A 23,879-nucleotide genomic window follows, 5' to 3' on the forward strand; every position below is an offset into this window, starting at 1 on the left:
CCATTTTCTAGCAAAACAAACATTTTTACACACAAATCCCAACCTCAATTGTGCAAAACTTTAATCTGTAAAAACAAAGGACGGTGCAAAACTCGTGCAAAAAAGCAAAAACAGCGGACGCTTTGTGCACAAGATAAGCAAATAAGCACGCAACTCACACAAAAAAAGTAAAATAAAACAAGAAAAATTGATTTTTAAAAAAGTCCGTGCAAAACACCGCATCCACTTTCGAACACGTTTTACACAAAAAATCTAAAAAAGCACCACCGTGTGTATAAGGGGACGGCGGTCAAAGCGCCTCAAAATCACCCCGGCAAGCTCGCTGCGCACAGCCGCTTCATAGTCGCCAATGTCCAGCCGCCGCTTCTCTCGGTTGCCCAGCTTTTCCACGGCATTTTTAGCCGCATGTTCCAGATCACGAATGAACTTGAGCTGCTCCTTTTGGTAAAAGAACCCGCGCGTCACCACAATGGGTGTTCCCACAACCCGCCCCTTATTCACCTTAATGACCACGCTCACCATTCCATTCTGCGCCATCATTTCACGCTCCTTTAAAACATGGGAGCCCAAATCCCCTCGCATCTCCCCGTCCACCACCACAAAACGCACCTTGATGTCTTCCGTCTTCATCTCCACTTTTCCAGCGCGAATTTCAATCACATTTCCATTGTCCATCATGTGCACGTGCTCAGCCGGGATCCCCACCTGAGGTCCCAAGGAGCCATGTGCGCTTCGCATGTAATAATTCCCATGAATCGGCACAAGATGATCGGGACGAATCAAACTCATCATCAGCTTCAAATCTTCCTGTTGGCCATGCCCGGACGTATGCACGTCCATGATTCCGTTGTGCACCACATGCGCCCCGAGGCGCGCCAGTGCATCCACCAAAAAAGCCACCGATTTTTCGTTCCCAATGATCGGCGAAGACGAAACCACCACCGTGTCCCCGGGATGAATTTTAACCTGGGTGTGAGCCCCGTTGGCCATGCGCGAAAGAGCCGCCATCGGCTCCCCTTGCCCCCCCGTAGTGAGCACAAGGACCTGCCTGTCATCGAATTTATTCACCTCTTTGAGCGGCTGCAATTGCTCCTTGTGAAATTTAATGAACCCGAGCTTGTGCGCAATCTCCACATTGGCCTCCAAACTGCCTCCGGACAAAAACACCTTGCGCCCGTTCATTTGAGCAAAATCAATGATCTGCTGAATGCGCCCAATGAGAGATGCAAAACACGTCACCACAATGCGTCCCTGGGCGTCTGAAATCGCTTTTTCCAGGTTTTCGGCCACCACTCGTTCCGAAATCGTGTGCCCAGGCTTCGTGGCATTGGTGCTGTCCGCAAACAAAATATTCACCCCGCGCTTGCCCAGCTCATTCATCTTACGCATGTCGCATTCCACCCCATCGGCGGGCGTGAAATCAAATTTAAAGTCCCCCGTATGCACAATGCTGCCTTCCGGACTTTGAATAAAAATGCCCATCGCATCGGGAATCGAGTGGTTCACGCGAAAAAATTCCACATTGAAACGCCCAAAATGATAAACCTGTTCGTTATCCACCACCTTCAGCGTCGTTTGCTTCAAAAGCTTGTGTTCCTCCAATTGTTTTTGCACCAGCCCGAGCGAAAGCTTGGAGCCATAAACGGGTGGAAAACCCAGATCCGGCAGCACATAAGGCAAACCTCCAATGTGATCGAGGTGCGCGTGCGTGATCAAAATTCCGCGAATTCTATCCTTGCGCTCCACCAGGTATTGAATATCTGGGATAATATAATCCACCCCAAACATCTCATCGTCCGGGAATTGAAAGCCCATGTCCACAACCAAAATGTCATGCTCATATTCCACAATCATGCAGTTTTTCCCCACTTCTTCAAGGCCGCCCACCGGGATCATCCGCATCACCTTGGGATGCACGCTAGGGCCCTTTGCCGGGCCTTTCGGCTGAGGACGTGCTTTGGAGGCAGGGCCCGCCAAAAGCTCTCCTTTTGGGGTGGCTAAAGGGGCCTTGGACCCGCCTTGAACGGTGGTCCTAAGCCATTCTGACAATTTATCTATTTTGCTCATGATTTCTTTTACGATTAAACAAGTCTTCTTCCCTCGAATTTTTTCAAAAACAGTCTAGCAGACACAAAACCCAAGGTCTATGGAAGTTTCACGCGCTTTACAAAACAAAGCAAAGATGTACAATTCATCATTAAGCAAGTTCCCGTATTTAACCCCCATCTTTATGCCACTAGAACAAACGGAAGAAGAAAGAGGAGAAGGCATTAAGGAACTGGTCTTGGCTGCAGCTGCAGCTGGCGTTGGGGCACTCATCGTCTCAGGGGCGGAATCGGCTGGGCCCGAAACACATGTCCAGGCAAGCGCCTCTAGCAAAGTCGACCCTAGGCTACAGGCACTCCAAGACGTCGCCTCAGAACTATTGGGACCCCCGGCGGACCATCCCCAGGCAGCCGGCATCGGAGCCATGCTGGGTCTGACAGTCTTCATGGTTGCAAAAGCAGTGGGCAGGGGAACCTTGTCTACAACAAACCCCAAAAGCGGCATCTAACAGGTTGACTTTCCTTTGGGCTCGCGCTTCACTTTAAGCAATGAAGCCCACCCGTTTTATCTTCGAAGAAGCCGCTTTTAGCCCCAAAGAAAGGTGGGCACGTTTTTCCTACAGCCTCACTTTTGCAGATGGAAAGCCCCTGCATTTCAACGAAACACTGCAATTTCCAGCGGGGAAAACGCAAAAAGTCCCGGGCGCCCTGCTCAAGGAACTGCTCAAAAATCTGCATCTGGTTTTGGGGCTGAGCTACTACAAACTCTACTGTCCCGCAAAAATTCAAATGCCTTACCAATTGAGCCCGGATGAGGCCCATTTTTGGGAAACCCTCTACCGCAAAGGCCTTGGAGAATTCTTCTATCGCAATCACGTGGATTTCCGCAAACTTCTCCGCTTTCCCTCTTCCAAAAAAGCCCGTCCGTTCATGCCCGTCCCCTTGCCCACGAAAGAGCATGCCCTGCTCGGAATTGGAGGAGGAAAAGACTCCATCGTAGCCGGTGAATTTTTGAAAAAACGCAAAATTCCTCTGAAGGGATTTGTGCTTGAAACGGGCCCAAGCTCCCCAGTGGTGAGCGCCGTGATGAAAGCCATGAAGATCCAGCCTTTTGTGGTGCAACGCCGCCTAGACCCCAAAGTCTTTCAAAGCCTGCCCGACGCGCTCAACGGGCACATCCCCATCTCGGCCATTTTCGCCTTCACTGGACTCTTTGCCGCCGCCCTCTACGGCTACCGCTACACCGTGGTCGCCAACGAAGCCAGCAGCAACCAGGGCAACCTCACCTACTTGGGGGAAAGCATCAATCATCAATGGAGCAAATCCGCCGAATTCGAAGCAGCTTTGCAAGAACACTTTCGCCTGCGCCTTTCTCCCAGCCTCACCTATTTCTCAGCCATCCGTCATTTTTATGAAATCCGTGTGGTGGAGGAATTTGTCAAACACCCAAAATACTTCCCGCTTTTCACCAGTTGCAACCGCAGTTTCCGCATCGAAAAAGTGCGTCCAAAAACGCTGTGGTGCGGCGAGTGTGCCAAGTGCACCTTTGTTTTCGCCGAATTGGCGGCCTTTTTAAAACCCGCCGAGCTCTTGCCAATTTTCGGCAAAAATCTGTTTGAAGAAGAAGCGCTGCTCCCGCTTTTCAAAGACCTCTGTGGCCTAGGCAAAATGAAGCCCTTCGATTGCGTGGGCACTTTTGAAGAAAGCCGAGCAGCCCTCCGTTTGGCTCAAAAAAACTGGGCAAAAACCGTGGCGATCCAAACTCTGCTTCCACTGCTGAAAAAACACTTTCCAAAAGACAAGGACGAGGCTCTTTTTAAGGTTCAAAATGCGCCAACACTGCCCGCACACCTCAAGTTTTTAGGCCTCAAAAACGTCTTACTTTTGGGTTATGGAAAAGAAGGAAAAAGCAGCGAAAAATATCTCAAAAATTCTACCCTGGCCTCTCCATTTTCATTGCAGACCAAGCCCAAAATCCCGATTATTTGCGCCAGCAAGAAGCCGCCGATTTTGTCATCAAAACACCCGGGCTACCCAAGGCCAAAGTCACTGTGCCTTACACTACCGCGACGCAAGTGTTCTTTGCTCACAATCAAAAACCCACCCTGGGAGTCACGGGCAGCAAAGGCAAAAGCACCACGGCGTCGCTCATTTCACATCTCTTAAAAAAAACCGGAATAAAGGCCGAACTGCTGGGCAACATTGGCTGCCCCATGCTTGAAACTTTCCTTAAAAACCCAAGCAAAACCGAGCTTTACGTGCTCGAACTTTCCAGTTACCAATTGGACGAGCTCAGCGCATCTCCAGACCTGGCCGTGGTGACCAATTTATTCCCAGAGCACATGACTCATCACGGAGGAATAGAGCCGTATTACGAAGCAAAAAAAAATCTCATCCGTCACCAAAATGCCGCCGCTGTTTTTATGGTGAACACCGCCCATCCCTTGATCCGAAAATGGACCCAAGAAACGCCTGCCCGTGCCGTGCCCTTTTCCACGTGGATTCCCAAAAAAACGCCGCTGCTCGGTGAGCACAATCGCTCCAACCTGGCCGCCGCCCTAGCCGCCACTCAGCAGGCCCGCCAATGGCTGCACAAAAAACCCTGCACGCAGGCACAACTGCAAAAAGCCCTGCAGAGCTTTGCACCCCTGCCCCATCGCCTTCAAAAGGTGGGAACCTTTAAGGGCATCACCTTCTATGACGACGCCATTTCCACGTCGCCGGAGTCCACCATCGAGGCCATCAAAGCCCTCAGCCCCTTGGCCCCCATCGGCACGCTGTTTTTAGGAGGAGAGGATCGAGGTTACGACTTCACTGAACTCGAAAAAGTGCTGCGCCGTTATAAAATTCCAAAACTCATCCTGCTGCCCGATACCGGCAAGCGCATCTTAAAATCCAAAAAAGGCTTCCAAACTTTTGAGGCCAACTCGCTCGAAGAAGCCGTTGCCCTGGCTTTCAAGCACACCCCGCGCGGAACCCTTTGCGTGCTCTCCACCGCCTCCCCTCACGCCTTTGGCATGAGTTTTGAAGACCGTGGAAATAAATTCCAAAACCTCATCCGTAAAAATGAATAAAATCAAAGCAACAATGTGGCTCACCTTGGCCCTACTAGACGCTATCCTTGCGGTTTACTTCTGCCTTCGCGGGAGCCATGCAGGGAACGAGTGGGACGTGTATCGAGCAATGGCCGAATTCATAGGAGGAGTGATTTTAGGGCTGCTTTCCATCCTCTTTGCCTTTTTAGCGAATGGCGCCTACAAAAAAAAGAGATGGGCAGACGTTGTGGGTTTAATCATAGCTGCCCCCGTAATCTATTTCATTTGCACAGACGGAATAGAAAACGCATTGGAAGCGAGCCATCTCATCCTTTTGTCTTTAGCAACCCTCGTCACCCTTTTCACACAGCAAAAAGTCCAAAAACTCCTTCCAAAGCGCTGGCGGAGTTAGAGCCTTGCGTCTTGCCCCAGACCGTCAACCGCCTTCGGCTTAAGGGAAAACAAGCGTCCAGTCCAGAAATTTAGTTGGGATACCTCCCAAGAAGCGTCAATTGCATCCGCGCTGAACGCCCGTCAGCCCATGCCCGTTAGTAGGAGTTCTCCTGAGCTCTTCTTCATTCAAAGTCCTAAATAAGTCACCCAGAACATTTTGCAAGCCAGAGATTCTAGCTTCGGCTGTATCTACAAAAACCTGATCAAATGATGCACGCGGCACTTTCCCTGGATCCGACGCTTGCGCAGGTGCTCTTAATCCATTCTGTACGGTAGCCGCTAAAGCTATAGCATTTCTTAAAACCACTAGCCAAGCTTGTTGGCTTTTCAGCCGCCGCTCAATCCCAATGAACGACGAACCAAGAAGGATAGTTCTATCGGAGAACCCCTTCACTTGCTCAGAAAACACAGCCATTGTCTGAAGCATGTGCTCCAAAAGAAGTTCTCGGTATTTTCTGGCCATCGAGCGTCCAGACAGTTCCTGCCATCTCTCCAACTGTCTATCAAAGGTATACAAAATAGGCATTCCACTCAAGCGAGAGATAGCGTCCACAATACGGAACGAAAAATCACACCGCACCAAGTCGAGCGCCGTGCATTGCACGTCTGGACTACACTCAGTAGAGGCATCAAGGCCATCGCAGATAGGTTTATCTTCCTCAGTCATAAGTCTTATAAAAGGTTAGCAGGAGAAAGTACCCCCGCTGGATTTAAGCCGCCGCCGCCGCCTCCTCCTCCTCCTCCTCCTCCTCGGCCTGACAGGGTATCTCGTCGGAAGATCTAAAATTTGTATTTGCAAACTCCTCCAAAGGGACCAGAACATTCGAAGTATCCAGAACATTCGCTGAAGCCATTTGTGCTCGCAGCCAAGAACCATATCGATTGATCTCCAACAAAAGGTTGCCAATATTCACATCAACTCTTGAACCTAATATCTTTTCCAAAGCGGCGATTTTTTTTATGAGCACATCGCCGACACGGATAAATACACCGGAGGTAGCATCAAAGTACTGCTTTTCAGCTGCTAACAAGGTGCCCTTCGCAGAGCCATCCTCCTCCGTAAGGCTGGCAATCTGATCTTTAAATGCAGCTCTTATGGGAGCCAAGATGTAGAGATCCAACTGAACTAACTTGCGAGACCAAGCCTTTAGTTTAGGCAAATCTGAAAGCGATGGCTCACTCTTGCATAGCGTGTCCACTTCATTAAGGACAGGCATTAAAGCCTGTTCAACAAACTTCTTCCGATGGGCTACATCTTGAGCTGGATGACGAGAGGATTTACGCTTAAGCCATAAATTAAACAGGGTTAGTAGCCGATTCAATTCATCCAAAGGCATGGCGGCCAATTTTGCTGGGTTGTTCAATAGGGGGTAAAATTTTGTGGGAAATAGAGCAAGACGTATGTTTTCGACCGATGTTTTCCCCAGTCCCAACTCTTCTTGAGCAGCCTGCATGTAGAGGGGGTGTCCCAGGGACACCCTATAGCCATCATGTGCTTTCAACCCTTTAGTTGCTTCATCAAGGCGACCAAGCTCTTCATCGATCGCCAATTTAAGCCCGTCGGTACTTAGGGTGAACCTCTCAAGCAACATGGGCAAAAGGGTTTTTACAGTGGTCGGAGCCAAAAGCTCAAGCTGTAATGCTTGAGCGCATGAAGACACCTTTCGAAGGCTTAACAGCGATTCAGAAAGTTTCAAAAGGGAATTTAAACAGTGTAACTCAATCTGCACGGCCGTCTTTGCCTCAGAGGCCCCCTCGGCTGTAGAAGAATCCAAGGAGCTCATCGCGTCAGCTAAACGCTGAGACAGTTCCATAAAAATCTTCACACCATTTACGGGCCATGACTTGGGCCATTCATCAAGGGAATCTACACAATTTACATAACGTAATCGAAGATACCGGATCTGTTGCACATAACGAAGCGGATCCTTGGGATCAAAAATTAAATCAAGCCCAGGCAGACCAGGAGCACGATCTCTTGCGGGGTCACTGAGCGGAGAGGCCCTCCCCTGTAAGACAGCAGGCCTCACAGGAGGTATAGGGGTATCGAGCCCACGGTCCGGATCCAACTCCAATAATGATGAATCTTCTACCGACATATCAACATTGCCAAATAATCAAAATGTGTCCAGATACTACAACACAGTTTAAATTATGTCAAGAGGCACTGTTTTGTAATCAATAGCTTTGCATCACTTCGTTAGGAGTTAGCATGTGAAGACCCATGTGAGGACGTTCAAAATTGTAATAGTGAAGGAAGTCAGGGATTGCTTTTTTTGTAAGCCTCTAAAGTCTTTGGGACTCGGGAGAGGCATTCCTCCTGGATGGTTCTGTTGAATCTCTCCACATAGGCATTGTCTGTGGGTGTTCGTACTCTTGAATGCCTGTGCTGAATTTCATTAGCTACAAGCGTTTTAGTGAGCCACTTGGAAAACTCACTTCCATGGTCTGTCTGGATCATTTTAAGTTCAAAGGGCATGTCTTCTTGTGAGTGCTGAATAAACTCCCAACTTGCGTGGGTTCCAATCTTCATCACCGGCATAGCAGAGGCCCATCTGCTGCACACGTCCAGCATAGTGTATACATAAAGTCTGTCATAATAAGGCCCATCCACAATCGTGTCTATTTGCACCAATATGCCTGGTTTTTCAGGCCGCGGTCTTTCCTCATACTGGTGCCACTTCTTCCACTTGCTGTATTTGGTCATCTCGTTCCTTTTGAGTGTTCTCTTCACACTGGAAAGACTCACTTCGTAGCCATCTCTTTCCAGAAAATAGTGAATCACTTCTGCACACCGCTGGTACTTGAGTCTGTACTCTATGACTTTCTGCACTGTCTCTGCAGAAAGCTCACTGGGGTGCGAATGGGGACGTGAGCTTTCTGTGGGAATGGTGTGGCCATAGTTATTGCCTCTGAGCTTTTCCACCCACCGCACAATGCTGCTTTGGTTAAAACCTGTGTGTCTGGCCACTTCGCGTGTGCTCCAGCCTTTTCCAGAACTAACTTTGCTGCCTCCATTCGCACCCGAGGCAGATGGGGATTTTGTGTGTATGCCATGTCCATATCTTTGCACAGGGGTGATGCAAAGCTATTGAACCATTACAGGCTAAAAAGACCCCAGTTTTAAGAGAGTGAATTGGAGATTTTGTTTTAGGGTAAGGCTAAAATGGGTGTTAAATTTTGAAGAACCACCTTTAAAAATAACAGATTTTAGCCATGAACAAATATATCCAAGATTTCATTACAAATAAATGCCGAAGTATATTTACAGGTTTAACCCTGCCACAGAAGAAGGCCTTGGCTGAAGTACTTAGAGGACTTTTCGTAGAAGCCACCCCTATACTTCGGCATTTAGCCCAAAACAAAGAGGTTTCAGCAAAGAAGCAAGGGAACAAGTACTCTCATCATCTTGGGAATGTTGATTTACAGAAGAAAGTGGAGGATTTCTCAGTAAGAGCTGTAGCTTCTGAAATTCGTAAAAACACAGTGATTGCTTATGATCTCGTAGATCTTTCCAAACCTTCCGCAAAGAAGATGGAGAAATTGTCACAAGTATATGATTCGAGTGAAGGGAGCATTGAACCTGGTTTTCTTTTTGCATGGAGTGGGCGTGAACAATCTGCTCCTAAAACTGCGTTTTCATCACAATGATAAAGCGTTCTTGGGACAGGTTAGGAAGGCTATTTTGGAGGAACTCACCCAGGTTTTTGATCATAAAGGCATTTTTGTCTTTGATCGTGGCAACGACGATGAGAAACTTTTTTAGAGATCTTCGTCAGGTCTTAAAAGTGCAATTTATCGCAAGAGTAAGGGAAAACAGAACGGTTGTGCTTAAGGAAACTGGGGTCTTGATTTCTGTGAAAGAGTTGCCTGAAGGAAGCTACGAAGTGTTTTGATGAAAAATGGAAAAGTGCTTGGGGATCTTTGCCACAATCTGCTCATACGGAACCATCTGGAAGGAAAGAACCCATAAGGCTCATCTACTCACTCAAGGATTCATATACTGCAGAGCAGATTGTGAATTTGTATCTGGAAAGATGGGGAATTGAAAAGAGTTTTAAGAGAGTGAAGCAAAAGTTCCAGTTGGAGAAAATCCGTGTGCTTAGCCTGAAAAAGTTTATCAATTTGATTGCTCTGACTCAATTTGCAATGAACCTCTCTGTTCTTATGTTTAGGAAAGTCCAAGCTCTCACTCACAGTCTGGTTACTTCTGTTGTTTCCAACTACAAGGGGTTCATTGCAAAGAAATCACTCACCTTTAACCTGGAATCTTTCATAACTTTTCTCCAGAATTCTCTACAGTCACTCCAATTTCATGCCCCTCCAAAACGCCAACCCTCCCTCTTCTCATTCAGGCAACTGAAAAAACTGGGGTCTTTTTAGTTACAGGCACTGTTTTGTAATCAATAGCTTTGCATCACTTCGTTAGGAGTTAGCATGTGAAGACCCATGTGAGGACGTTCAAAATTGTAATAGTGAAGGAAGTCAGGGATTGCTTTTTTGTAAGCCTCTAAAGTCTTTGGGACTCGGGAGAGGCATTCCTCCTGGATGGTTCTGTTGAATCTCTCCACATAGGCATTGTCTGTGGGTGTTCGTACTCTTGAATGCCTGTGCTGAATTTCATTAGCTACAAGCGTTTTAGTGAGCCACTTGGAAAACTCACTTCCATGGTCTGTCTGGATCATTTTAAGTTCAAAGGGCATGTCTTCTTGTGAGTGCTGAATAAACTCCCAACTTGCGTGGGTTCCAATCTTCATCACCGGCATAGCAGAGGCCCATCTGCTGCACACGTCCAGCATAGTGTATACATAAAGTCTGTCATAATAAGGCCCATCCACAATCGTGTCTATTTGCACCAATATGCCTGGTTTTTCAGGCCGCGGTCTTTCCTCATACTGGTGCCACTTCTTCCACTTGCTGTATTTGGTCATCTCGTTCCTTTTGAGTGTTCTCTTCACACTGGAAAGACTCACTTCGTAGCCATCTCTTTCCAGAAAATAGTGAATCACTTCTGCACACCGCTGGTACTTGAGTCTGTACTCTATGACTTTCTGCACTGTCTCTGCAGAAAGCTCACTGGGGTGCGAATGGGGACGTGAGCTTTCTGTGGGAATGGTGTGGCCATAGTTATTGCCTCTGAGCTTTTCCACCCACCGCACAATGCTGCTTTGGTTAAAACCTGTGTGTCTGGCCACTTCGCGTGTGCTCCAGCCTTTTTCCAGAACTAACTTTGCTGCCTCCATTCGCACCCGAGGCAGATGGGGATTTTTGTGTATGCCATGTCCATATCTTTGCACAGGGGTGATGCAAAGCTATTGAACCATTACAGGCACTTGACACACAACAAAATTTATTTTGCATTCGCGCGCATCAAAATCACCCCGCAAGCGGCTCTCAAAAGCAAAATCAAAAGCGAACTTTCTGGCGCACTTCTTCAGGAAAAGCCTTGAGCGCAAACAAAATTCCAATATAAACCCCGGCCCCCAAAAAGCTCAAGAGCAGCACGTTCAAATTTTGCAGCCCCCACAGTTCGTAAGTGGGATCTTTTAAAAAGTAAACCACCGCTCCCATGGCAAAACCCGCCAGGGAAATTTTAGCAAAATTGCCCCACTCCACTCGATAGCGTAAATACCGGCGTGCCGTCCATCCGGCAATCAACAAAATGAAAATTTCTGTAGCCACCGTCGTCCACGCCGCCCCGCGAAAACCCCACGTCGAAACCGCCCACAAATTCACGCTAATATTGAAGAGCGCCGCCGCTCCATTGATCCACAAAAGCTTGCCCTGCTTGCCCAAAGCCACCAGCGAATAATTGTACAAACTGCCGCTGAACGAAAGGCACATGGCAATCGCCAAAATTTGCAAGGCTATGTCAGATCCATAAATCCCTTCATCTAAACGGCTCAAAAACTCCGGTTGAGTGATCAAAAAAATGATGGGATACGCCAGCAAATAAAGCCCAATGGCCATGGGGAGTCCCGCCATGTACAAAAAACTCATGCACAGCTGCAAAATGCGTTCCACCTTGGCCTTCCCACCGCTTTCCTCAGCCTCCTTCAGTGCGCGGCTCAGCACCGGCAAAACGCTGTTCATAAAAAACACCGGAATCACATTCAAAATCTCCAAAATGCGCATGGCAGGACCGTAAAACCCAAGCTCCTGTGGCCCCTTAATGAAGAGGATCATAATACTGTCGATGCGAAAGTAAATCATGTTCAAAACCAGTGCGATTCCATAAGGGAAAGCCCCTACAAAAATCTCTTTCCAATAGCTTTTATCAAAACGCGGAGCAAGCTGAGCGTAGCGCTGTGCGCAGTAATAGGTGTAGACAAAAGAGAACAAATTCCCCACCAGCCCGGCGAACATCAATTGATTGAAAGAGGACTGACTCGGTTCCCCTGAAAAGAAGTAAAAAATCACTGCAAGCATCCATCCAAAAGAAAGCAACTTTCCAAAAACCAAAGCCGCTGTGGCGTATTGCATTTTGAGTTCCACCTGCAAAACGCTGGATGCGGTGCCCTGCAAAATGGCAAAAAACACCGCCAAAGCTGCAATGGCCACTCCTCCTGGAATGTAGGTTCCTTGGTAAGCAGGGATCAAAAATGCGGCCACCACGGCAATCGCCATAGCCACGGCCGCCGTCACAATGCGCATGCCAAAAATATTGCCCGCCACAAAACTGCGTTCGCGCTCGCCCTTGCTCATTTCACGCACGCCGATAGTAAAAAGCCCAAAGTCCGCCGCGATTCCAAAAAACGCCAAAAATTCATAAACCGCCGTATACATTCCATAGCCCTCCACACTCAAAAAGTGAGACACCGCTTTCAAAATGCCAATGCTGGTCACCGCCATGATCGCACGTCCTGCGACTTGAATCACAGTGTTCCCCAAGATTTTTTTCGCAGTCGTCATTGGCGACATTGTAGAGCTTCTTTCGGTGCAAAACAAACCTTGCTTCAAGAGCCCCCTTTACATCCCCTCAACTTGAGCCTTCACAAAAACGCTATCTTTTTGCTATCATTTTTGTGAACAACTTAATCAAGCACTCATGCCTGCCAAAAAGCAAATTCTCATTCGCCTCGACCCCGAACTTTACGAATACGCTCGCTTCAAGTGCCAGAACGAGTGGGGCATTGGACTCAGTCCGCTCATCAAAGTATTTTTAAAAGCCTTTGTCACTCAAGATGGAGTGGGTTTTTGGATAGGGGATCAAAACCTGCGTCGAAAATTCAACGATTGGCTCCTCAAAAAAGCGCTAGAAAAGAACCGAAAAGGGAGACACGCGCCACTGCCCGGCCCTCGCCTCAAAGATCTTTACGAGTTATAGTCTCCTCATGCAAGAACTCAAAGACCGCCTCCAAGCCCTTCGTGAAGACGTGGAGAAATCCCTGACTCACCTGGACCTTCCCACCAAAAAGGCCCGCCTCGCCGCTCTCGAAACCGAGATGTCCGCCCCCGATTTTTGGAACGAGCAAGCCAAAGCCCAAAAGGTTTCCAAAGAAGCCGGACTCGTGCGCAACACCATAGCCGCCTGGACCGCGCTCGATCAAGAAACCCGCGACCTCATTGAACTTTTAGACCTCACCGACGAAAACGACAAAGCCGCCCTAGCTCAACTCGAAGCCAACCTAAAAACCGCCGAAGAAACCCATCACGCCCTCAGCGTTCAACTTTACCTCTCCGGCCCCTACGACAGCGCTTCCGCCATCCTCTCTTTTCATGCAGGAACAGGAGGTGTAGACGCCCAAGACTGGGCCGAAATGCTCATGCGCATGTATTTGCGCTACTGCGAAAATAAAGGGTGGAAAACCACTCAACTAGATCTATCCACCGCCGAAACCGCAGGCATCAAATCCGCCTCTTTTAAGGTGGAAGGGGACTACGTTTATGGCACCCTCAAACACGAACACGGCGTGCATCGCCTTGTGCGCATCTCCCCTTTCAACGCCAAAGGCACCCGCGAAACGTCTTTTGCCATGGTGGATGTATCCCCCGAAATCGAAGAAGCCGAACTCGAAATAAAAGAAGATGATCTTGACTGGGAATTCATCCGTGCCAGTGGAGCCGGCGGCCAAAACGTGAATAAAGTTTCGAGCGCCGTGCGCCTCATCCACAAACCCACCGGCCTCGTCATGACCTGCCAAACCGAGCGCAGTCAGATTCAAAATCGTATGAACGCGCTGAACATGCTCAAGTCCAAACTGCTCGCCATGCAAGAGCAAAATCACCTCAAAACCATTCAAGAACTCACCGGCGAACACTTCAAAAACTCTTGGGGCAACCAAATCCGTTCCTACGTTTTGCAGCCTTACCAAATGGTAAAAGACCATCGTACCGACCACGAAACAAGCCAAGTGGACAAGGTTCTCGACGGAGACCTAGACGGATTCATAGAGGCTAGTTTAAAATTGAGACACTGATTAACCTGCAATTTATGCCATTAGGAGACCATTACAACGGACGCATAGGGGAAGACAATGCAGTGACCACTTCTTTAAGAAGACCAGAGCTGCAAGGTGAAGCTTCCGGGAGCAAAGAGGCTAAAGCACCATTACAATTCACGCCAGAAGGGGTTAAGGGCAAGGTCGATAACGTTCTCAATCCTCAAGATGCTGAAGATCACCTCTCAAATGGAGACCGTTTTCACGCAACCCACTGATGCCCATCCCCGTAGAACAAGGCAAAGAAAACACCATTCTTCGCACGGTTTCTAAACCTGTGAAGAATTTCACGCCTGAACTGCGCAAATTTGCTGAAGAAATGACCAAAACCATGCACTTCGAAAAGGGCGTGGGCATTGCTGCACCTCAATGCGGAAAAAACATCCGCATGGCCATTGTCATGCTCAATCCCGGGCAAAAAAACGAGATCGTCTTCCCCATCGTCAACCCCGAAATCCTAGAACTTTCCGAAGAGATGGAAGACGGCGAAGAAGGCTGCCTCAGCCTGCGCGGCTTTTGGGGCAAGGTGAAGCGTCACTCCTTTCTCACCGTACGTTTCCAAAACCTAAAAGGCCAAGAGCAAACCCTCACCCTCGAGCACTTCAACGCTCGCATCATTCAGCACGAAGTGGACCACCTGGACGGCAAACTCTTCATCGACCGCGCCCACGAAATTGAAGAGAAGAAAAAGAAGAAATCAAAATAAATCTCGCCACCCCTTGACCAATCGAACCACTCGCCACCACAGAGGGCGGTACACAAAGACCCGCGATCCAGCATAGCTCACGCGCTGCCCCCCAAAGCGCGTTTTGAACTGAGTCACTCCGGCCCAAGCGTGCTTTTCATCCCCCTCTGGTGCTACTCCAAAAAAATCATAGGTTTCACAGCCCTCCTGAATAGCGTCGCAAATCGCCTGCCATTGGATCAAATAAGGAGCCATCACCTTGCGATCTTCATTGGACGAAGCTCCGTAATAATAAGTCGCCACACTGCCAAAAAAAGTGGCCAAAATGCCACCTACGACGCGCCCTTCATACTCCGCCACATACAAACGCGCCTTTCCATCCAATTCCTCCAAAAACGCCCGATAAAAGCCAAGAGGATGCACCGAAAAGCCATCCCGCCCTCCCGTTTGCTGCACTAGGGCATGAAACGCCGTCACATCCGCCTCCGTACCCCGGCGCACCTTCACCCCCGCTTTCTCCGCGATTTTGATGTTGTAACGCCCCTTTTGAGTCATCTCTTCCAAGAGCTTTTTCTCACCCTTTTTCAGGTCTAAAAACAAGCTGTGCACAGGGGTATAACTGATGGACTCAGCACAGCCCCCCAGGGCCAAAGCTTCCGGCAAAAAGCCCGGTTCCACGCGCAAATACACATCCCCATGCAGGCGAGCCCAGTTGCGCAGCGCTTCCAGGAGTAGCCCCCACGCCTCATGGGCCTCTTCCGCTGTCATTCCCTCCTTAAAAACAGGCCCACGCGGAGCCCACAGCCACGTTTTTCCAAAACCCATTTCTTGTCGCACCACCAAAAGCGTGGCTAAAAATGCCCCCTCTTTTTCGTCCCCTTCCGCATCCACCACCGCAAACACCCTAAACGCGGGCCGCCCCGGAATTTTCACCTGAAACTCGCCCCATTCCCAACTTTGCTCAATGGGACTTCCCTTTGCAACCGTCACAAAAGCATTCAGGACCTTTTTGTGAGATGAATCGAGGACGGCAACATGCATGCTGAAAGTGTAGCAAAGCTTGAAACAAGGAATTCGCGAAAACTATTTACTAAAATTAAAAAAGGTTATAATTCTAAACCATAAACACTGGCACTGGACGGGCTGAATCCGAACACTTAATGGATTAGGATTTTTTGAGTTTTGTGATTTCGCGGTGCACCAAAAGAGCTTCTTTTGGGGTGAGATAATTCAAACACTTGAGCGGTCTACGATTGAGTTTTTCTTCAAGCCTTTGAATGAAAGCTTTACTGTATTTTGAAATATCACTGCCTTTAGGAATATCTTTCCGAATGATTTTATTCGTGTTTTCCACTGTGCCCTTTTCCCATGAATGATAAGGGTGGCAAAAGTAGATTTTAATGCCCAGCAGCTTCTCCAATTCCTTGTGTTTCTGGAAGAGAATATCATTGTCCGTAGTCATGCTTTGAAGCTCTGGAAAACGTTTTTGGATTCGCAAAAAAGCCTCATGAACTTCTTCAATCGTCACTGGGAAGATCTTTTCAAGAAATGAAACTCTTAGTTTCCTGTCCACAGCAACCAAAAGTGAACCCTTTCCCGTTTTCCCTGAAACTATGAAATCTCCTTCAATGTCTCCCACATCTTCTCTCATTTCTATTCTGTTAGGACGCTCATTTATGAACGTTCTGTCCGAAAGTTTTGAAAGTACTTTGGGCCTCTTTCTTCGATGTTTTGTTTTCTGCTCACGTTCATACTCCAAAGCTCTTCCATAGGGGCTTTTTAGGAAGCGATAAATACTGTCTTTGGAGGCAAAAGGAAGAGCTCCCTCTTGGCATTTGAGTCTCCCAGAAATAGCGGCTGGAGAAATATCATCTCTTAGTTTTTCTTCTACGAAATCTCTCAATTTCTTGTTCATTGCAACTTTCTTCCCTTGAAAGCGAGCGGAGCGCCTTCGTACATAGCTTTTCTGCTGTGCTTTCTTCGGGTTATAGCTGCCATTCACTTCATTACGTTTGAGTTCATCTGAAACAGTTGAAACACTTCTCTTCAGACTTTTAGCGATAGCTCTGAGCGAATATCCTTTCCCCTTCAGTATGAATATTTCATCCCTCTCACTTTTGGAAAGCTGTGAGAACTTCTTAGCGTTTTTTTCATGAACTCATCTTACCAAGTGTTCGGATTCAAATGAGAATCTAGGACTCCTGCATGGAACTTAGTAAAAATCCTTATACTGAAGAAATAAGGCAAGGAAGAGAGTTGGACAACGCCGCCGGCCTTTCTCCTTATTGGATTATGCCCGCAAACCGAGCAACTGCTCATCAAGCGCTGGAAATTGACCTAGATGCAGCAGCAGTTGCCACTAGAATGGCAGCAACTACAGCCGCACTTCAGTAAGCCAAGACACCCTGAGAATCTCCTCCAGGCGCAATGCCAAGGCAAAAGCTCCTTCATCGGAATAATCTTTACAAAAAACAGAAAAGGCTTAAAATATAAGCTTTGATCGAACCCTGCATCCTCAACAAGCACACCTCAAATGTCTGATGCCGAACACAACGTAACAGAAGAACTAGACGCCAATGGTTCAGGCGAGCAATTACTGGATAAACAATGGCGCAAGGTCTTGCTGGAACGTGTCGCTCAAATTCAAATAGGCTTAAAGCTAAAAAAACCACGGAAATTTGAAACGGAAGAAGAAGTCCACCAATGTCTCGCTTCATTTGGAGCCAATACGCGCACAGTCTTGAGCGTTATTTTGGGAATAGAGGGGGAACAAACATGGGTGACTCGCCAAGAACCTTGGCATCAGCCAGATCAGATGAGGCGTTCAGTTGAACAGGGTTCTTTGGATGTTTTTGCTAGAAAAAAGTCCTACCGTGGGCAGGAACTAAACGGACATTTGTCCTCATGGAACGTTAGCTTAAGGTCTCAACGCTTAGAAAATGACGTGATTTCACAGTTTCAGCCAAACGACCCCTGTTTGCCCATCACATTGCAGGTGAATTTCACACCCAGCAAGCACAAGATAAGAGCCAAGGCACAGACTAGACTGGAGCCCATGGGAAGAAGAGTCCAAGAATTTTTTCGGGGATGCAGTCCGGTGTCCCTAAACTACCAGGACGATTCCCTCACAATCGAAGCTCCATTCAAAGATATTTTTCAGTGTGGAGAAGACGGCGAAAACTACAGAAGAACTTCCCCTGTTGATTTTCTCTGTATCACGATGGAGGAGGCAGCGTTAGCAGGAAAAGGAGCGAAAGGGGCAGACCTATTCAACCGAGTGGCGACGTGCTTAACTCCTCAGTTAGGAGCAGGCTTCAAGTCAGCGGCGAGGAGCAGTGTCCCAGCACCCCTATTCCGGCACAGCGCTTATTTTTTGACATCACCGAGCTCAACAGAGGCCCCTCAAGTGGCATCATTTTTTGGAATCACAACGGAGCAAATCCATGCCGCACTCACTTCTGCATTTTCTGTCGGATGAACGCTGGAATATCGTATTCGCTGCCACCGTCCTCACTCATAGGGAGTGAAGGATTGCTGAGCTTCATGTCCAAATTGGACTTAGGAAGCCCACTGGACTGAGCCGGTTTTTGAGCCATGGCACTGGTCCCCATAGGTCGATATTCCCCAAGAGGTCTAGCGATTTGGACACCGCGCTTAACGTCGTCGAAACCGGTTGCCACCACGGTGATTTTGATTTCCCCGGTGTAAGAGTCGTTGATGACCGCTCCAAAGATGATGTTCGCCTCGGGGTCGGCAGCTTCGGTAATAATACGAGCCGCTTCGTCCACTTCAAACATAGAAAGATCGGATCCTCCAGTGATGTTGAACAAGATTCCCTTGGCACCTTGAATGTCGAGCTCGAGGAGCGGGCTTTCCACCGCCGCGCGAGCGGCTTCGGCAGCACGGTTTTCCCCAGTTCCGTATCCAATTCCCATGAGGGCGCTTCCGGCATTTTCCATAATTGCTTTCACATCCGCAAAGTCCACGTTGATCATGCCATGCACAGTGATGAGGTCAGAGATGCCTTGCACACCTTGGCGCAGCACGTCGTCCACCACCATAAATGCTTCCGCGAGCGGGGTTTTTTTATCGATGAGGGACAAAATCTTGTCGTTCGGAATCGTGATCAAGGTGTCCACTTTGTTCTTCAAATTCTCGAGACCTTCTTCCGCTTGAGTGCGACGGCGATGTCCTTCGAAGGTGAAAGGTTTGGTCACCACAGCCACGGTCAGTATGCCCATGTTTCGTGCAATTTCTGCGATCACCGGCGCTGCTCCTGTTCCGGTTCCACCGCCAAGCCCACAGGTAATGAAGAGCATCTCAGTTCCCTCCAAAGCCTGTTTGATTTCTTCCATGGACTCTTCAGCCGCTTGGCGTCCGATGTCGGGATGACTTCCCGCTCCGAGTCCACGCGTCGTAGCTTTTCCAATGTTGATCTTCACCGCAGCCTCGCTGTGGTAAAGCGCCTGCGCATCGGTGTTCACCGCAATGAATTCAATCCCCTTGATGTTGGATTTCACCATTCGATTTGCAGCATTTCCTCCGCCCCCACCGACTCCAACCACTTTGATACGCGCAATAGGAGCGCCTTCCGAAGGATTCACTTCGAAGTTTTTACGAGGTTTAGTTCCAGAGAACAGCGTTTTCAAGCTGTCGTCGTTCTGAGATGAGCTAGTGGCCATACAGGCAGGGGTAAAGGATTAGGGGCGGCGTAGATCACTCGGGGAAGCCGAGCGTTGATAACAAAAGAAATTTTTATTTTAGTAAAACACTCTATCACGGCAAAAGGCCGCGGAACCAGGTCTTGATTCCCTGGCCCACTTTTTGCAGATCGAAATTCTTTAAATCAAATTTAAAATTATAACTTTCACCTTGGAAACGAGAGCCCCAAACCACGAGCCCAAGCACGCTGGCATAGGCGGGGTCTTCAATCTTGTCCACCACCCCTTCGTAGTTGGTGGGGAATCCGATTTGAATGGGCAAATTGAGCACTTCACGAGCGAGATCAATGACGCCCGGCATTTTCACCGCCGCGCCACACAAAATGGCTCCGGCAGGCAACATTCCGTCGCGTTGAACCTTGGCGAGCTCATCCTTCACCATCGCAAAGATCTCGTGGTAACGAGCCTGGATGATTTCAGCGAGCTGCTTTTTGGAAACCGTTTGCGTATCGATTTTCGAGAGCAAAGAAAGATCGATGGTTTCGCGATCATGAATATCTTCGGGGATACAAGACCCATACTCAATCTTGATTTTTTCAGCGGTGTCGATAGAGGTGCGCAGGCCAATCGCAATGTCGTTGGTCACATTGTCACCCCCCACCGGCAAGGACGCACTGTGCAGCACGGTTCCTTCTTCAAACACAGCCACGTTGGTTCCTCCGCATCCGATGTCGATGACCACCACGCCGAGTTCTTTTTGGCGCTTCGTTAAAACAGCCTCAGCGGCTGCAAGTCCACAAGGAATGATGTCATTGATGTCCACTCCGGCTTGATGCACGCATTTTTCAATGTTCTTCACGGCAGGCACGAGCCCGGTCACTAGGTGCGCGAGCACTTCCAAGCGGATTCCCGTCATGCCCACAGGGTATTTGATGCCCATTTGTTCATCCACGGTGAACGCTTTTGGGATGATGCGCAAAATTCTTCGGTTGTTCGGAATAGCCACTGCTTGAGCCGCTTCGAGCACGCGATCCACATCATCTTCAATGATTTCGTTCCCGGTGTGAGAAATCGCGATCACGCCCTTGGAGTCCATGGACGCGATATGGTCCCCGGAAATTCCCAAGAAAACCGCATGCACAGGTTCCCCCGCCATACGTTCGGCATCTTCCAAAGCAGATGAAATATTTGTCACCGTTTCTTCCACGTCAATGATGTTTCCTTTACGCAGTCCTCCAGAAGGGGAAACCCCCACTCCAATGATGTTGGGCTGAGTGCTTTGGTCGTCCATCACGGCCACAGCGGCACGGATTTTTGAGTTCCCAATATCAAGCCCAGCGATTATACGATGTTTTGGCATGAGCCGACTTTAGACCACCTTCACTAGCATTTCAAGAGCATGTAATTAAAAAATAACGCTGCCACAAGCCAATTTTCGCAACTTGACTAAAAAATGTATGCGGATTTAACAGCTTCAAACGGCCCGAAGCCCGCATTTTTTAAAATGCCGGAATTTACGCTTGCCTTAGCATGAAAATATGGAGGGAATTGGACACCCCGCACCCAAGTTCGAACAAACGTTTTGCACAAGCCAAAAATGGGTGAACAAAAAAAGGGTTCAAGCACCCTCTTAAAGCGGGAGTCAGAAGTAAAGTTTGACAAAACCAAACTTAATGTTAAATTAAAGAGCATGATGCACCGGCACTGGACGGGCTGAATCCGAACACTTAATGGATTAGGATTTTTTGAGTTTTGTGATTTCGCGGTGCACCAAAAGAGCTTCTTTTGGGGTGAGATAATTCAAACACTTGAGCGGTCTACGATTGAGTTTTTCTTCAAGCCTTTGAATGAAAGCTTTACTGTATTTTGAAATATCACTGCCTTTAGGAATATCTTTCCGAATGATTTTATTCGTGTTTTCCACTGTGCCCTTTTCCCATGAATGATAAGGGTGGCAAAAGTAGATTTTAATGCCCAGCAGCTTCTCCAATTCCTTGTGTTTCTGGAAGAGAATATCATTGTCCGTAGTCATGCTTTGAAGCTCTGGAAAACGTTTTTGGATTCAAAAAAGCCTCATGAACTTCTTCAATCGTCACTGGGAAGATCTTTTCAAGAAATGAAACTCTTAGTTTCCTGTCCACAGCAACCAAAAAGTGAACCCTTTCCCGTTTTCCCTGAAACTATGAAATCTCCTTCAATGTCTCCCACATCTTCTCTCATTTCTATTCTGTTAGGACGCTCATTTATGAACGTTCTGTCCGAAAGTTTTGAAAGTACTTTGGGCCTCTTTCTTCGATGTTTTGTTTTCTGCTCACGTTCATACTCCAAAGCTCTTCCATAGGGGCTTTTTAGGAAGCGATAAATACTGTCTTTGGAGGCAAAAGGAAGAGCTCCCTCTTGGCATTTGAGTCTCCCAGAAATAGCGGCTGGAGAAATATCATCTCTTAGTTTTTCTTCTACGAAATCTCTCAATTTCTTGTTCATTGCAACTTTCTTCCCTTGAAAGCGAGCGGAGCGCCTTCGTACATAGCTTTTCTGCTGTGCTTTCTTCGGGTTATAGCTGCCATTCACTTCATTACGTTTGAGTTCATCTGAAACAGTTGAAACACTTCTCTTCAGACTTTTAGCGATAGCTCTGAGCGAATATCCTTTCCCCTTCAGTATGAATATTTCATCCCTCTCACTTTTGGAAAGCTGTGAGAACTTCTTAGCGTTTTTTTCATGAACTCATCTTACCAAGTGTTCGGATTCAAATGAGAATCTAGGACCACAAAGGAAATCACTATTCTGCTGAACGGCCATATACTTTGGGAAATAGACAATTAATCCCCCTTAAAAAACTAGGACAAGGAGGGGCCGGTGAAGCATGGTTAGTAGAAAATGAGGAGGCAGAGCTTTTTACTTTAAAACTCCTCAACGATCGCCAGAATTATTCATGGAAAATAGCCAGAGCAATAGAAAGAGCTTATAAGTTGAGAGGGCAACTCTCTGAAAATGGAACTCCTCAAATCAATATACAAAATTTTCGCTCCAATCCAGAAAGAGGAAATGGAGGTGTTCTTTTTTCATTCCACGAAGGTAATAACCTAAAGGAATACGTTCGAGAGAAAGACTTCAATGAACGAGCGCAATTATTAGCAGAATTACTTCCAAAGGCAAAAGCCCTTTGTGATAATTTAGGAGAAAGTGGGATTGCCCATAATGACATTAGACCCGAAAATATAATTATTGGCTCAGACGGCAAAGTAACACTAATTGACATCGACTTCTTAACCAAACACGAAGAAACATCAAATCTTTGTATAGGGCCTGCATGGTATGTTGCTCCAGAAGTTTTGCAGGGGAAGGTACACCCTCATAGTGATACATTTTCATTAGGAGTCACCGCTTGGACTGTGCTAATGGGAAATTTAAATACAATACCCGATCCGCGACTCATAGCAGAGCATAAAAGACAGGGAGGAGATTTTTTTGACACGCCAAAGGTTGCGGGAACGCTAAATCAGTTACGTGGCACTCTAGAAAGAGCAAATCCATTAATGTGCGATGAGATGTGCAATCTCGTAGCTACAAGGCCAGCGGACAGAGTGCTTTCTAAAACAATCTCCCTTGCACCTCTTCCTTCTGTTCCAATTCTCGCCGGTAGTCCCAGCCTTTATTGAGAGCTTCTAGGCGTCTCCATAAGGAACGGAAAGCCATTTTTTCGAATAAAATGCGGGCTTTTTCCATGTCGAAATCATGAATTTTGCAGGCAGGCAAATCCAAATGCACCCCGTCTTCTCTCACAATCGTCGCCACTTTTTTACACAGTCTCGCTTCCGCTTCATGGGCCCGCATGAGTTCCCGAATGCGCACCGGCTCCACTTCTTCAAGGTGTTCATAAATCCCTTCAATGCTGCCAAATTGCTCCAGCAGTTTGCAGGCCGTCTTATCCCCAATGCCAGGCACACCCGGAATATTGTCGCTGTGGTCGCCCGAAAGCCCTTTAAAATCCGGAACCTGTTCGGGCCAAACGCCCATTTTAGCCTTCACTGCGTCCCTGTCGTAGCGCGTCACCTTGGTGTATCCGCTCACCGGGGAAACCACGATCGTTCGCCCCCGCACCAGCTGGAACGCATCCTTATCACCCGTCACAATCAAAGTCTCCACCTCGGGATTTTTCTCTGCCTCTTCCGACAAAATGCCCAAAAAATCGTCCGCCTCAAAACCCTCTTTTTCATAAAAAGGGATAGAAAGCGCCTCCAAAACCTGCCTCACCAAAGGGAATTGCCGGATCAGCGCATCGTCGGTCTTCACACGAGTCGCCTTATATTCGCTAAAAATTTCATCCCGAAAAGTGGGACCGTACATGTCCCAGGCCGTGGCCAAAAAGTCAGGCTTTTCCACCTCCAAAATGCCCAAAACGATGCTGGTGAACCCGTAAACGGCATTGGTTTGTGTGCCGTCGGGGGCCTTCAAAGTAGGAGGCACAGCGTGGTAACAACGGTGCACCAAGGCATTTCCATCAATAAGGATGAGTTTCTTCACGCGCGAAGTTTAGCGCGATTGCCATTGAAAAA

27 protein-coding genes are annotated in these 23,879 nt (G+C 48.0%); 14 read left to right on the forward strand and 13 right to left on the reverse strand.

Annotated features, from left to right (window positions below; all coding sequences use genetic code 11):
- Positions 1-252: 252 nt before the first annotated feature.
- A complete protein-coding gene (locus IPG41_04120) occupies positions 253-2,067 on the reverse strand; it encodes a ribonuclease J (GenBank protein QQR54362.1) in 1,815 nt (604 codons plus the stop codon).
- 163 nt (positions 2,068-2,230) lie between these two features.
- On the opposite strand from IPG41_04120, the gene IPG41_04125 reads away from it, so the two are divergent.
- Genes IPG41_04125 through IPG41_04140 form a run of 4 tightly spaced genes read left to right on the forward strand, consistent with a single transcriptional unit; the run spans position 2,231 to position 5,492 of the window.
- On the forward strand, positions 2,231-2,554 hold the full coding sequence (locus IPG41_04125) for a hypothetical protein (GenBank protein QQR54363.1): 324 nt from the start codon (positions 2,231-2,233) through the stop codon (positions 2,552-2,554).
- 40 nt (positions 2,555-2,594) lie between these two features.
- The gene (locus IPG41_04130) at positions 2,595-4,211 is read left to right on the forward strand and encodes a hypothetical protein (GenBank protein ID QQR54364.1); all 1,617 of its coding nucleotides are present in this window, start codon (positions 2,595-2,597) and stop codon (positions 4,209-4,211) included.
- Positions 4,097-5,119, forward strand: a complete 1,023-nt coding sequence (gene murD / locus IPG41_04135; protein QQR54365.1) for a UDP-N-acetylmuramoyl-L-alanine--D-glutamate ligase — start codon at positions 4,097-4,099, stop codon at positions 5,117-5,119. Before IPG41_04130 ends, murD begins: the two co-directional genes overlap by 115 nt.
- Entirely contained in the window at positions 5,112-5,492 is a 381-nt protein-coding gene (locus IPG41_04140) for a hypothetical protein (protein QQR54366.1), read from the forward strand. Before murD ends, IPG41_04140 begins: the two co-directional genes overlap by 8 nt.
- 96 nt (positions 5,493-5,588) lie before the next feature.
- Here the strand turns inward: IPG41_04140 and IPG41_04145 are convergent, their stop codons facing one another.
- From IPG41_04145 to IPG41_04155, 3 genes are all read right to left on the reverse strand, one after another.
- On the reverse strand, positions 5,589-6,200 hold the full coding sequence (locus IPG41_04145) for a hypothetical protein (GenBank protein ID QQR54367.1): 612 nt from the start codon (positions 6,198-6,200) through the stop codon (positions 5,589-5,591).
- Between the two features lie 43 nt (positions 6,201-6,243).
- A complete protein-coding gene (locus tag IPG41_04150) occupies positions 6,244-7,230 on the reverse strand; it encodes a hypothetical protein (GenBank protein QQR54368.1) in 987 nt (328 codons plus the stop codon).
- 563 nt (positions 7,231-7,793) lie between these two features.
- Positions 7,794-8,606, reverse strand: coding sequence for a transposase (locus tag IPG41_04155; protein QQR54369.1), 813 nt, complete (start codon positions 8,604-8,606; stop codon positions 7,794-7,796).
- 143 nt (positions 8,607-8,749) lie between these two features.
- Between IPG41_04155 and IPG41_04160 the strand changes: the two genes are divergently transcribed.
- From IPG41_04160 to IPG41_04170, 3 genes are all read left to right on the forward strand, one after another.
- Complete coding sequence (locus tag IPG41_04160; protein ID QQR54370.1) at positions 8,750-9,184, forward strand: hypothetical protein; 435 nt, start codon at positions 8,750-8,752, stop codon at positions 9,182-9,184.
- Positions 9,144-9,299: a hypothetical protein gene (locus IPG41_04165; GenBank protein QQR54371.1), complete on the forward strand. Its 156-nt coding sequence runs from the start codon at positions 9,144-9,146 to the stop codon at positions 9,297-9,299. Before IPG41_04160 ends, IPG41_04165 begins: the two co-directional genes overlap by 41 nt.
- A gap of 158 nt (positions 9,300-9,457) precedes the next feature.
- Entirely contained in the window at positions 9,458-9,916 is a 459-nt protein-coding gene (locus IPG41_04170; GenBank protein QQR54372.1) for a transposase, read from the forward strand.
- A gap of 20 nt (positions 9,917-9,936) precedes the next feature.
- Here the strand turns inward: IPG41_04170 and IPG41_04175 are convergent, their stop codons facing one another.
- Complete coding sequence (locus IPG41_04175; protein ID QQR54373.1) at positions 9,937-10,830, reverse strand: IS481 family transposase; 894 nt, start codon at positions 10,828-10,830, stop codon at positions 9,937-9,939.
- Positions 10,831-10,939: 109 nt separating this feature from the next.
- Positions 10,940-12,445, reverse strand: a complete 1,506-nt coding sequence (locus IPG41_04180; protein QQR54374.1) for a flippase — start codon at positions 12,443-12,445, stop codon at positions 10,940-10,942.
- A 136-nt stretch (positions 12,446-12,581) separates the two neighbouring features.
- On the opposite strand from IPG41_04180, the gene IPG41_04185 reads away from it, so the two are divergent.
- The 4 genes from IPG41_04185 to def are packed head-to-tail and all read left to right on the forward strand — an operon-like array spanning position 12,582 to position 14,680.
- Positions 12,582-12,860, forward strand: coding sequence for a hypothetical protein (locus IPG41_04185; protein ID QQR54375.1), 279 nt, complete (start codon positions 12,582-12,584; stop codon positions 12,858-12,860).
- Between the two features lie 7 nt (positions 12,861-12,867).
- Positions 12,868-13,953: a peptide chain release factor 2 gene (prfB, locus tag IPG41_04190; GenBank protein ID QQR54376.1), complete on the forward strand. Its 1,086-nt coding sequence runs from the start codon at positions 12,868-12,870 to the stop codon at positions 13,951-13,953.
- 14 nt (positions 13,954-13,967) lie between these two features.
- Positions 13,968-14,192 carry a hypothetical protein gene (locus tag IPG41_04195; GenBank protein QQR54377.1) on the forward strand — a complete coding sequence of 75 codons (225 nt, stop codon included), beginning with the start codon at positions 13,968-13,970 and terminating at the stop codon, positions 14,190-14,192.
- Entirely contained in the window at positions 14,192-14,680 is a 489-nt protein-coding gene (def, locus tag IPG41_04200; protein ID QQR54378.1) for a peptide deformylase, read from the forward strand. Before IPG41_04195 ends, def begins: the two co-directional genes overlap by 1 nt.
- On the opposite strand, the gene IPG41_04205 is transcribed toward def, so the two are convergent.
- Both IPG41_04205 and IPG41_04210 read right to left on the reverse strand, forming a co-directional pair.
- Positions 14,672-15,700, reverse strand: coding sequence for a peptidoglycan bridge formation glycyltransferase FemA/FemB family protein (locus IPG41_04205; GenBank protein QQR54379.1), 1,029 nt, complete (start codon positions 15,698-15,700; stop codon positions 14,672-14,674). The genes def and IPG41_04205 overlap by 9 nt on opposite strands.
- Positions 15,701-15,824: 124 nt before the next feature.
- Positions 15,825-16,661, reverse strand: a complete 837-nt coding sequence (locus IPG41_04210) for an IS30 family transposase (protein ID QQR54380.1) — start codon at positions 16,659-16,661, stop codon at positions 15,825-15,827.
- A 203-nt stretch (positions 16,662-16,864) separates the two neighbouring features.
- Here IPG41_04210 and IPG41_04215 point away from each other — a divergent pair, with 203 nt between their 5' ends.
- Together IPG41_04215 and IPG41_04220 are read left to right on the forward strand one after the other, a co-directional pair.
- On the forward strand, positions 16,865-17,053 hold the full coding sequence (locus tag IPG41_04215; protein ID QQR54381.1) for a hypothetical protein: 189 nt from the start codon (positions 16,865-16,867) through the stop codon (positions 17,051-17,053).
- A gap of 139 nt (positions 17,054-17,192) precedes the next feature.
- Positions 17,193-18,137, forward strand: a complete 945-nt coding sequence (locus IPG41_04220) for a hypothetical protein (GenBank protein ID QQR54382.1) — start codon at positions 17,193-17,195, stop codon at positions 18,135-18,137.
- On the opposite strand, the gene ftsZ is transcribed toward IPG41_04220, so the two are convergent.
- From ftsZ to IPG41_04240, 4 genes are all read right to left on the reverse strand, one after another.
- Entirely contained in the window at positions 18,112-19,341 is a 1,230-nt protein-coding gene (gene ftsZ, locus IPG41_04225; protein ID QQR54383.1) for a cell division protein FtsZ, read from the reverse strand. The genes IPG41_04220 and ftsZ overlap by 26 nt on opposite strands.
- Positions 19,342-19,435: 94 nt before the next feature.
- Complete coding sequence (ftsA, locus tag IPG41_04230; GenBank protein QQR54384.1) at positions 19,436-20,680, reverse strand: cell division protein FtsA; 1,245 nt, start codon at positions 20,678-20,680, stop codon at positions 19,436-19,438.
- Positions 20,681-21,055: 375 nt separating this feature from the next.
- Positions 21,056-21,352, reverse strand: coding sequence for an IS30 family transposase (locus tag IPG41_04235; protein ID QQR54385.1), 297 nt, complete (start codon positions 21,350-21,352; stop codon positions 21,056-21,058).
- A gap of 77 nt (positions 21,353-21,429) precedes the next feature.
- Positions 21,430-21,891: a hypothetical protein gene (locus tag IPG41_04240; GenBank protein QQR54386.1), complete on the reverse strand. Its 462-nt coding sequence runs from the start codon at positions 21,889-21,891 to the stop codon at positions 21,430-21,432.
- Positions 21,892-22,127: 236 nt separating this feature from the next.
- Here IPG41_04240 and IPG41_04245 point away from each other — a divergent pair, with 236 nt between their 5' ends.
- The gene (locus tag IPG41_04245) at positions 22,128-22,982 is read left to right on the forward strand and encodes a protein kinase (protein QQR54387.1); all 855 of its coding nucleotides are present in this window, start codon (positions 22,128-22,130) and stop codon (positions 22,980-22,982) included.
- On the opposite strand, the gene IPG41_04250 is transcribed toward IPG41_04245, so the two are convergent.
- Positions 22,915-23,847, reverse strand: a complete 933-nt coding sequence (locus tag IPG41_04250) for a hypothetical protein (protein QQR54388.1) — start codon at positions 23,845-23,847, stop codon at positions 22,915-22,917. The two genes, IPG41_04245 and IPG41_04250, sit on opposite strands and share 68 nt — an antisense overlap.
- Between the last annotated feature and the right edge of the window lie 32 nt (positions 23,848-23,879).

The sequence above is a fragment of the Candidatus Peregrinibacteria bacterium genome (genome assembly GCA_016699145.1).
Classification (GTDB): Bacteria; Patescibacteriota; Gracilibacteria; order UBA1369; family 2-02-FULL-48-14.

Excerpts from the sequence above, each read along its gene's own strand:
- IPG41_04140 (QQR54366.1), top strand. The coding sequence starts at position 5,112 with ATGAATAAAATCAAAGCAACAATGTGGCTCACCTTGGCCCTACTAGAC.
- IPG41_04125 (QQR54363.1), top strand. The coding sequence starts at position 2,231 with ATGCCACTAGAACAAACGGAAGAAGAAAGAGGAGAAGGCATTAAGGAA.
- IPG41_04160 (QQR54370.1), top strand. The coding sequence starts at position 8,750 with ATGAACAAATATATCCAAGATTTCATTACAAATAAATGCCGAAGTATA.
- IPG41_04235 (QQR54385.1), bottom strand. The coding sequence starts at position 21,352 with ATGACTACGGACAATGATATTCTCTTCCAGAAACACAAGGAATTGGAG.
- IPG41_04215 (QQR54381.1), top strand. The coding sequence starts at position 16,865 with ATGGAACTTAGTAAAAATCCTTATACTGAAGAAATAAGGCAAGGAAGA.
- IPG41_04195 (QQR54377.1), top strand. The coding sequence starts at position 13,968 with ATGCCATTAGGAGACCATTACAACGGACGCATAGGGGAAGACAATGCA.
- IPG41_04205 (QQR54379.1), bottom strand. The coding sequence starts at position 15,700 with ATGCATGTTGCCGTCCTCGATTCATCTCACAAAAAGGTCCTGAATGCT.
- ftsA (QQR54384.1), bottom strand. The coding sequence starts at position 20,680 with ATGCCAAAACATCGTATAATCGCTGGGCTTGATATTGGGAACTCAAAA.
- IPG41_04185 (QQR54375.1), top strand. The coding sequence starts at position 12,582 with ATGCCTGCCAAAAAGCAAATTCTCATTCGCCTCGACCCCGAACTTTAC.
- IPG41_04145 (QQR54367.1), bottom strand. The coding sequence starts at position 6,200 with ATGACTGAGGAAGATAAACCTATCTGCGATGGCCTTGATGCCTCTACT.
- IPG41_04130 (QQR54364.1), top strand. The coding sequence starts at position 2,595 with ATGAAGCCCACCCGTTTTATCTTCGAAGAAGCCGCTTTTAGCCCCAAA.
- IPG41_04220 (QQR54382.1), top strand. The coding sequence starts at position 17,193 with ATGTCTGATGCCGAACACAACGTAACAGAAGAACTAGACGCCAATGGT.
- def (QQR54378.1), top strand. The coding sequence starts at position 14,192 with ATGCCCATCCCCGTAGAACAAGGCAAAGAAAACACCATTCTTCGCACG.
- IPG41_04180 (QQR54374.1), bottom strand. The coding sequence starts at position 12,445 with ATGACGACTGCGAAAAAAATCTTGGGGAACACTGTGATTCAAGTCGCA.
- ftsZ (QQR54383.1), bottom strand. The coding sequence starts at position 19,341 with ATGGCCACTAGCTCATCTCAGAACGACGACAGCTTGAAAACGCTGTTC.
- IPG41_04120 (QQR54362.1), bottom strand. The coding sequence starts at position 2,067 with ATGAGCAAAATAGATAAATTGTCAGAATGGCTTAGGACCACCGTTCAA.
- prfB (QQR54376.1), top strand. The coding sequence starts at position 12,868 with ATGCAAGAACTCAAAGACCGCCTCCAAGCCCTTCGTGAAGACGTGGAG.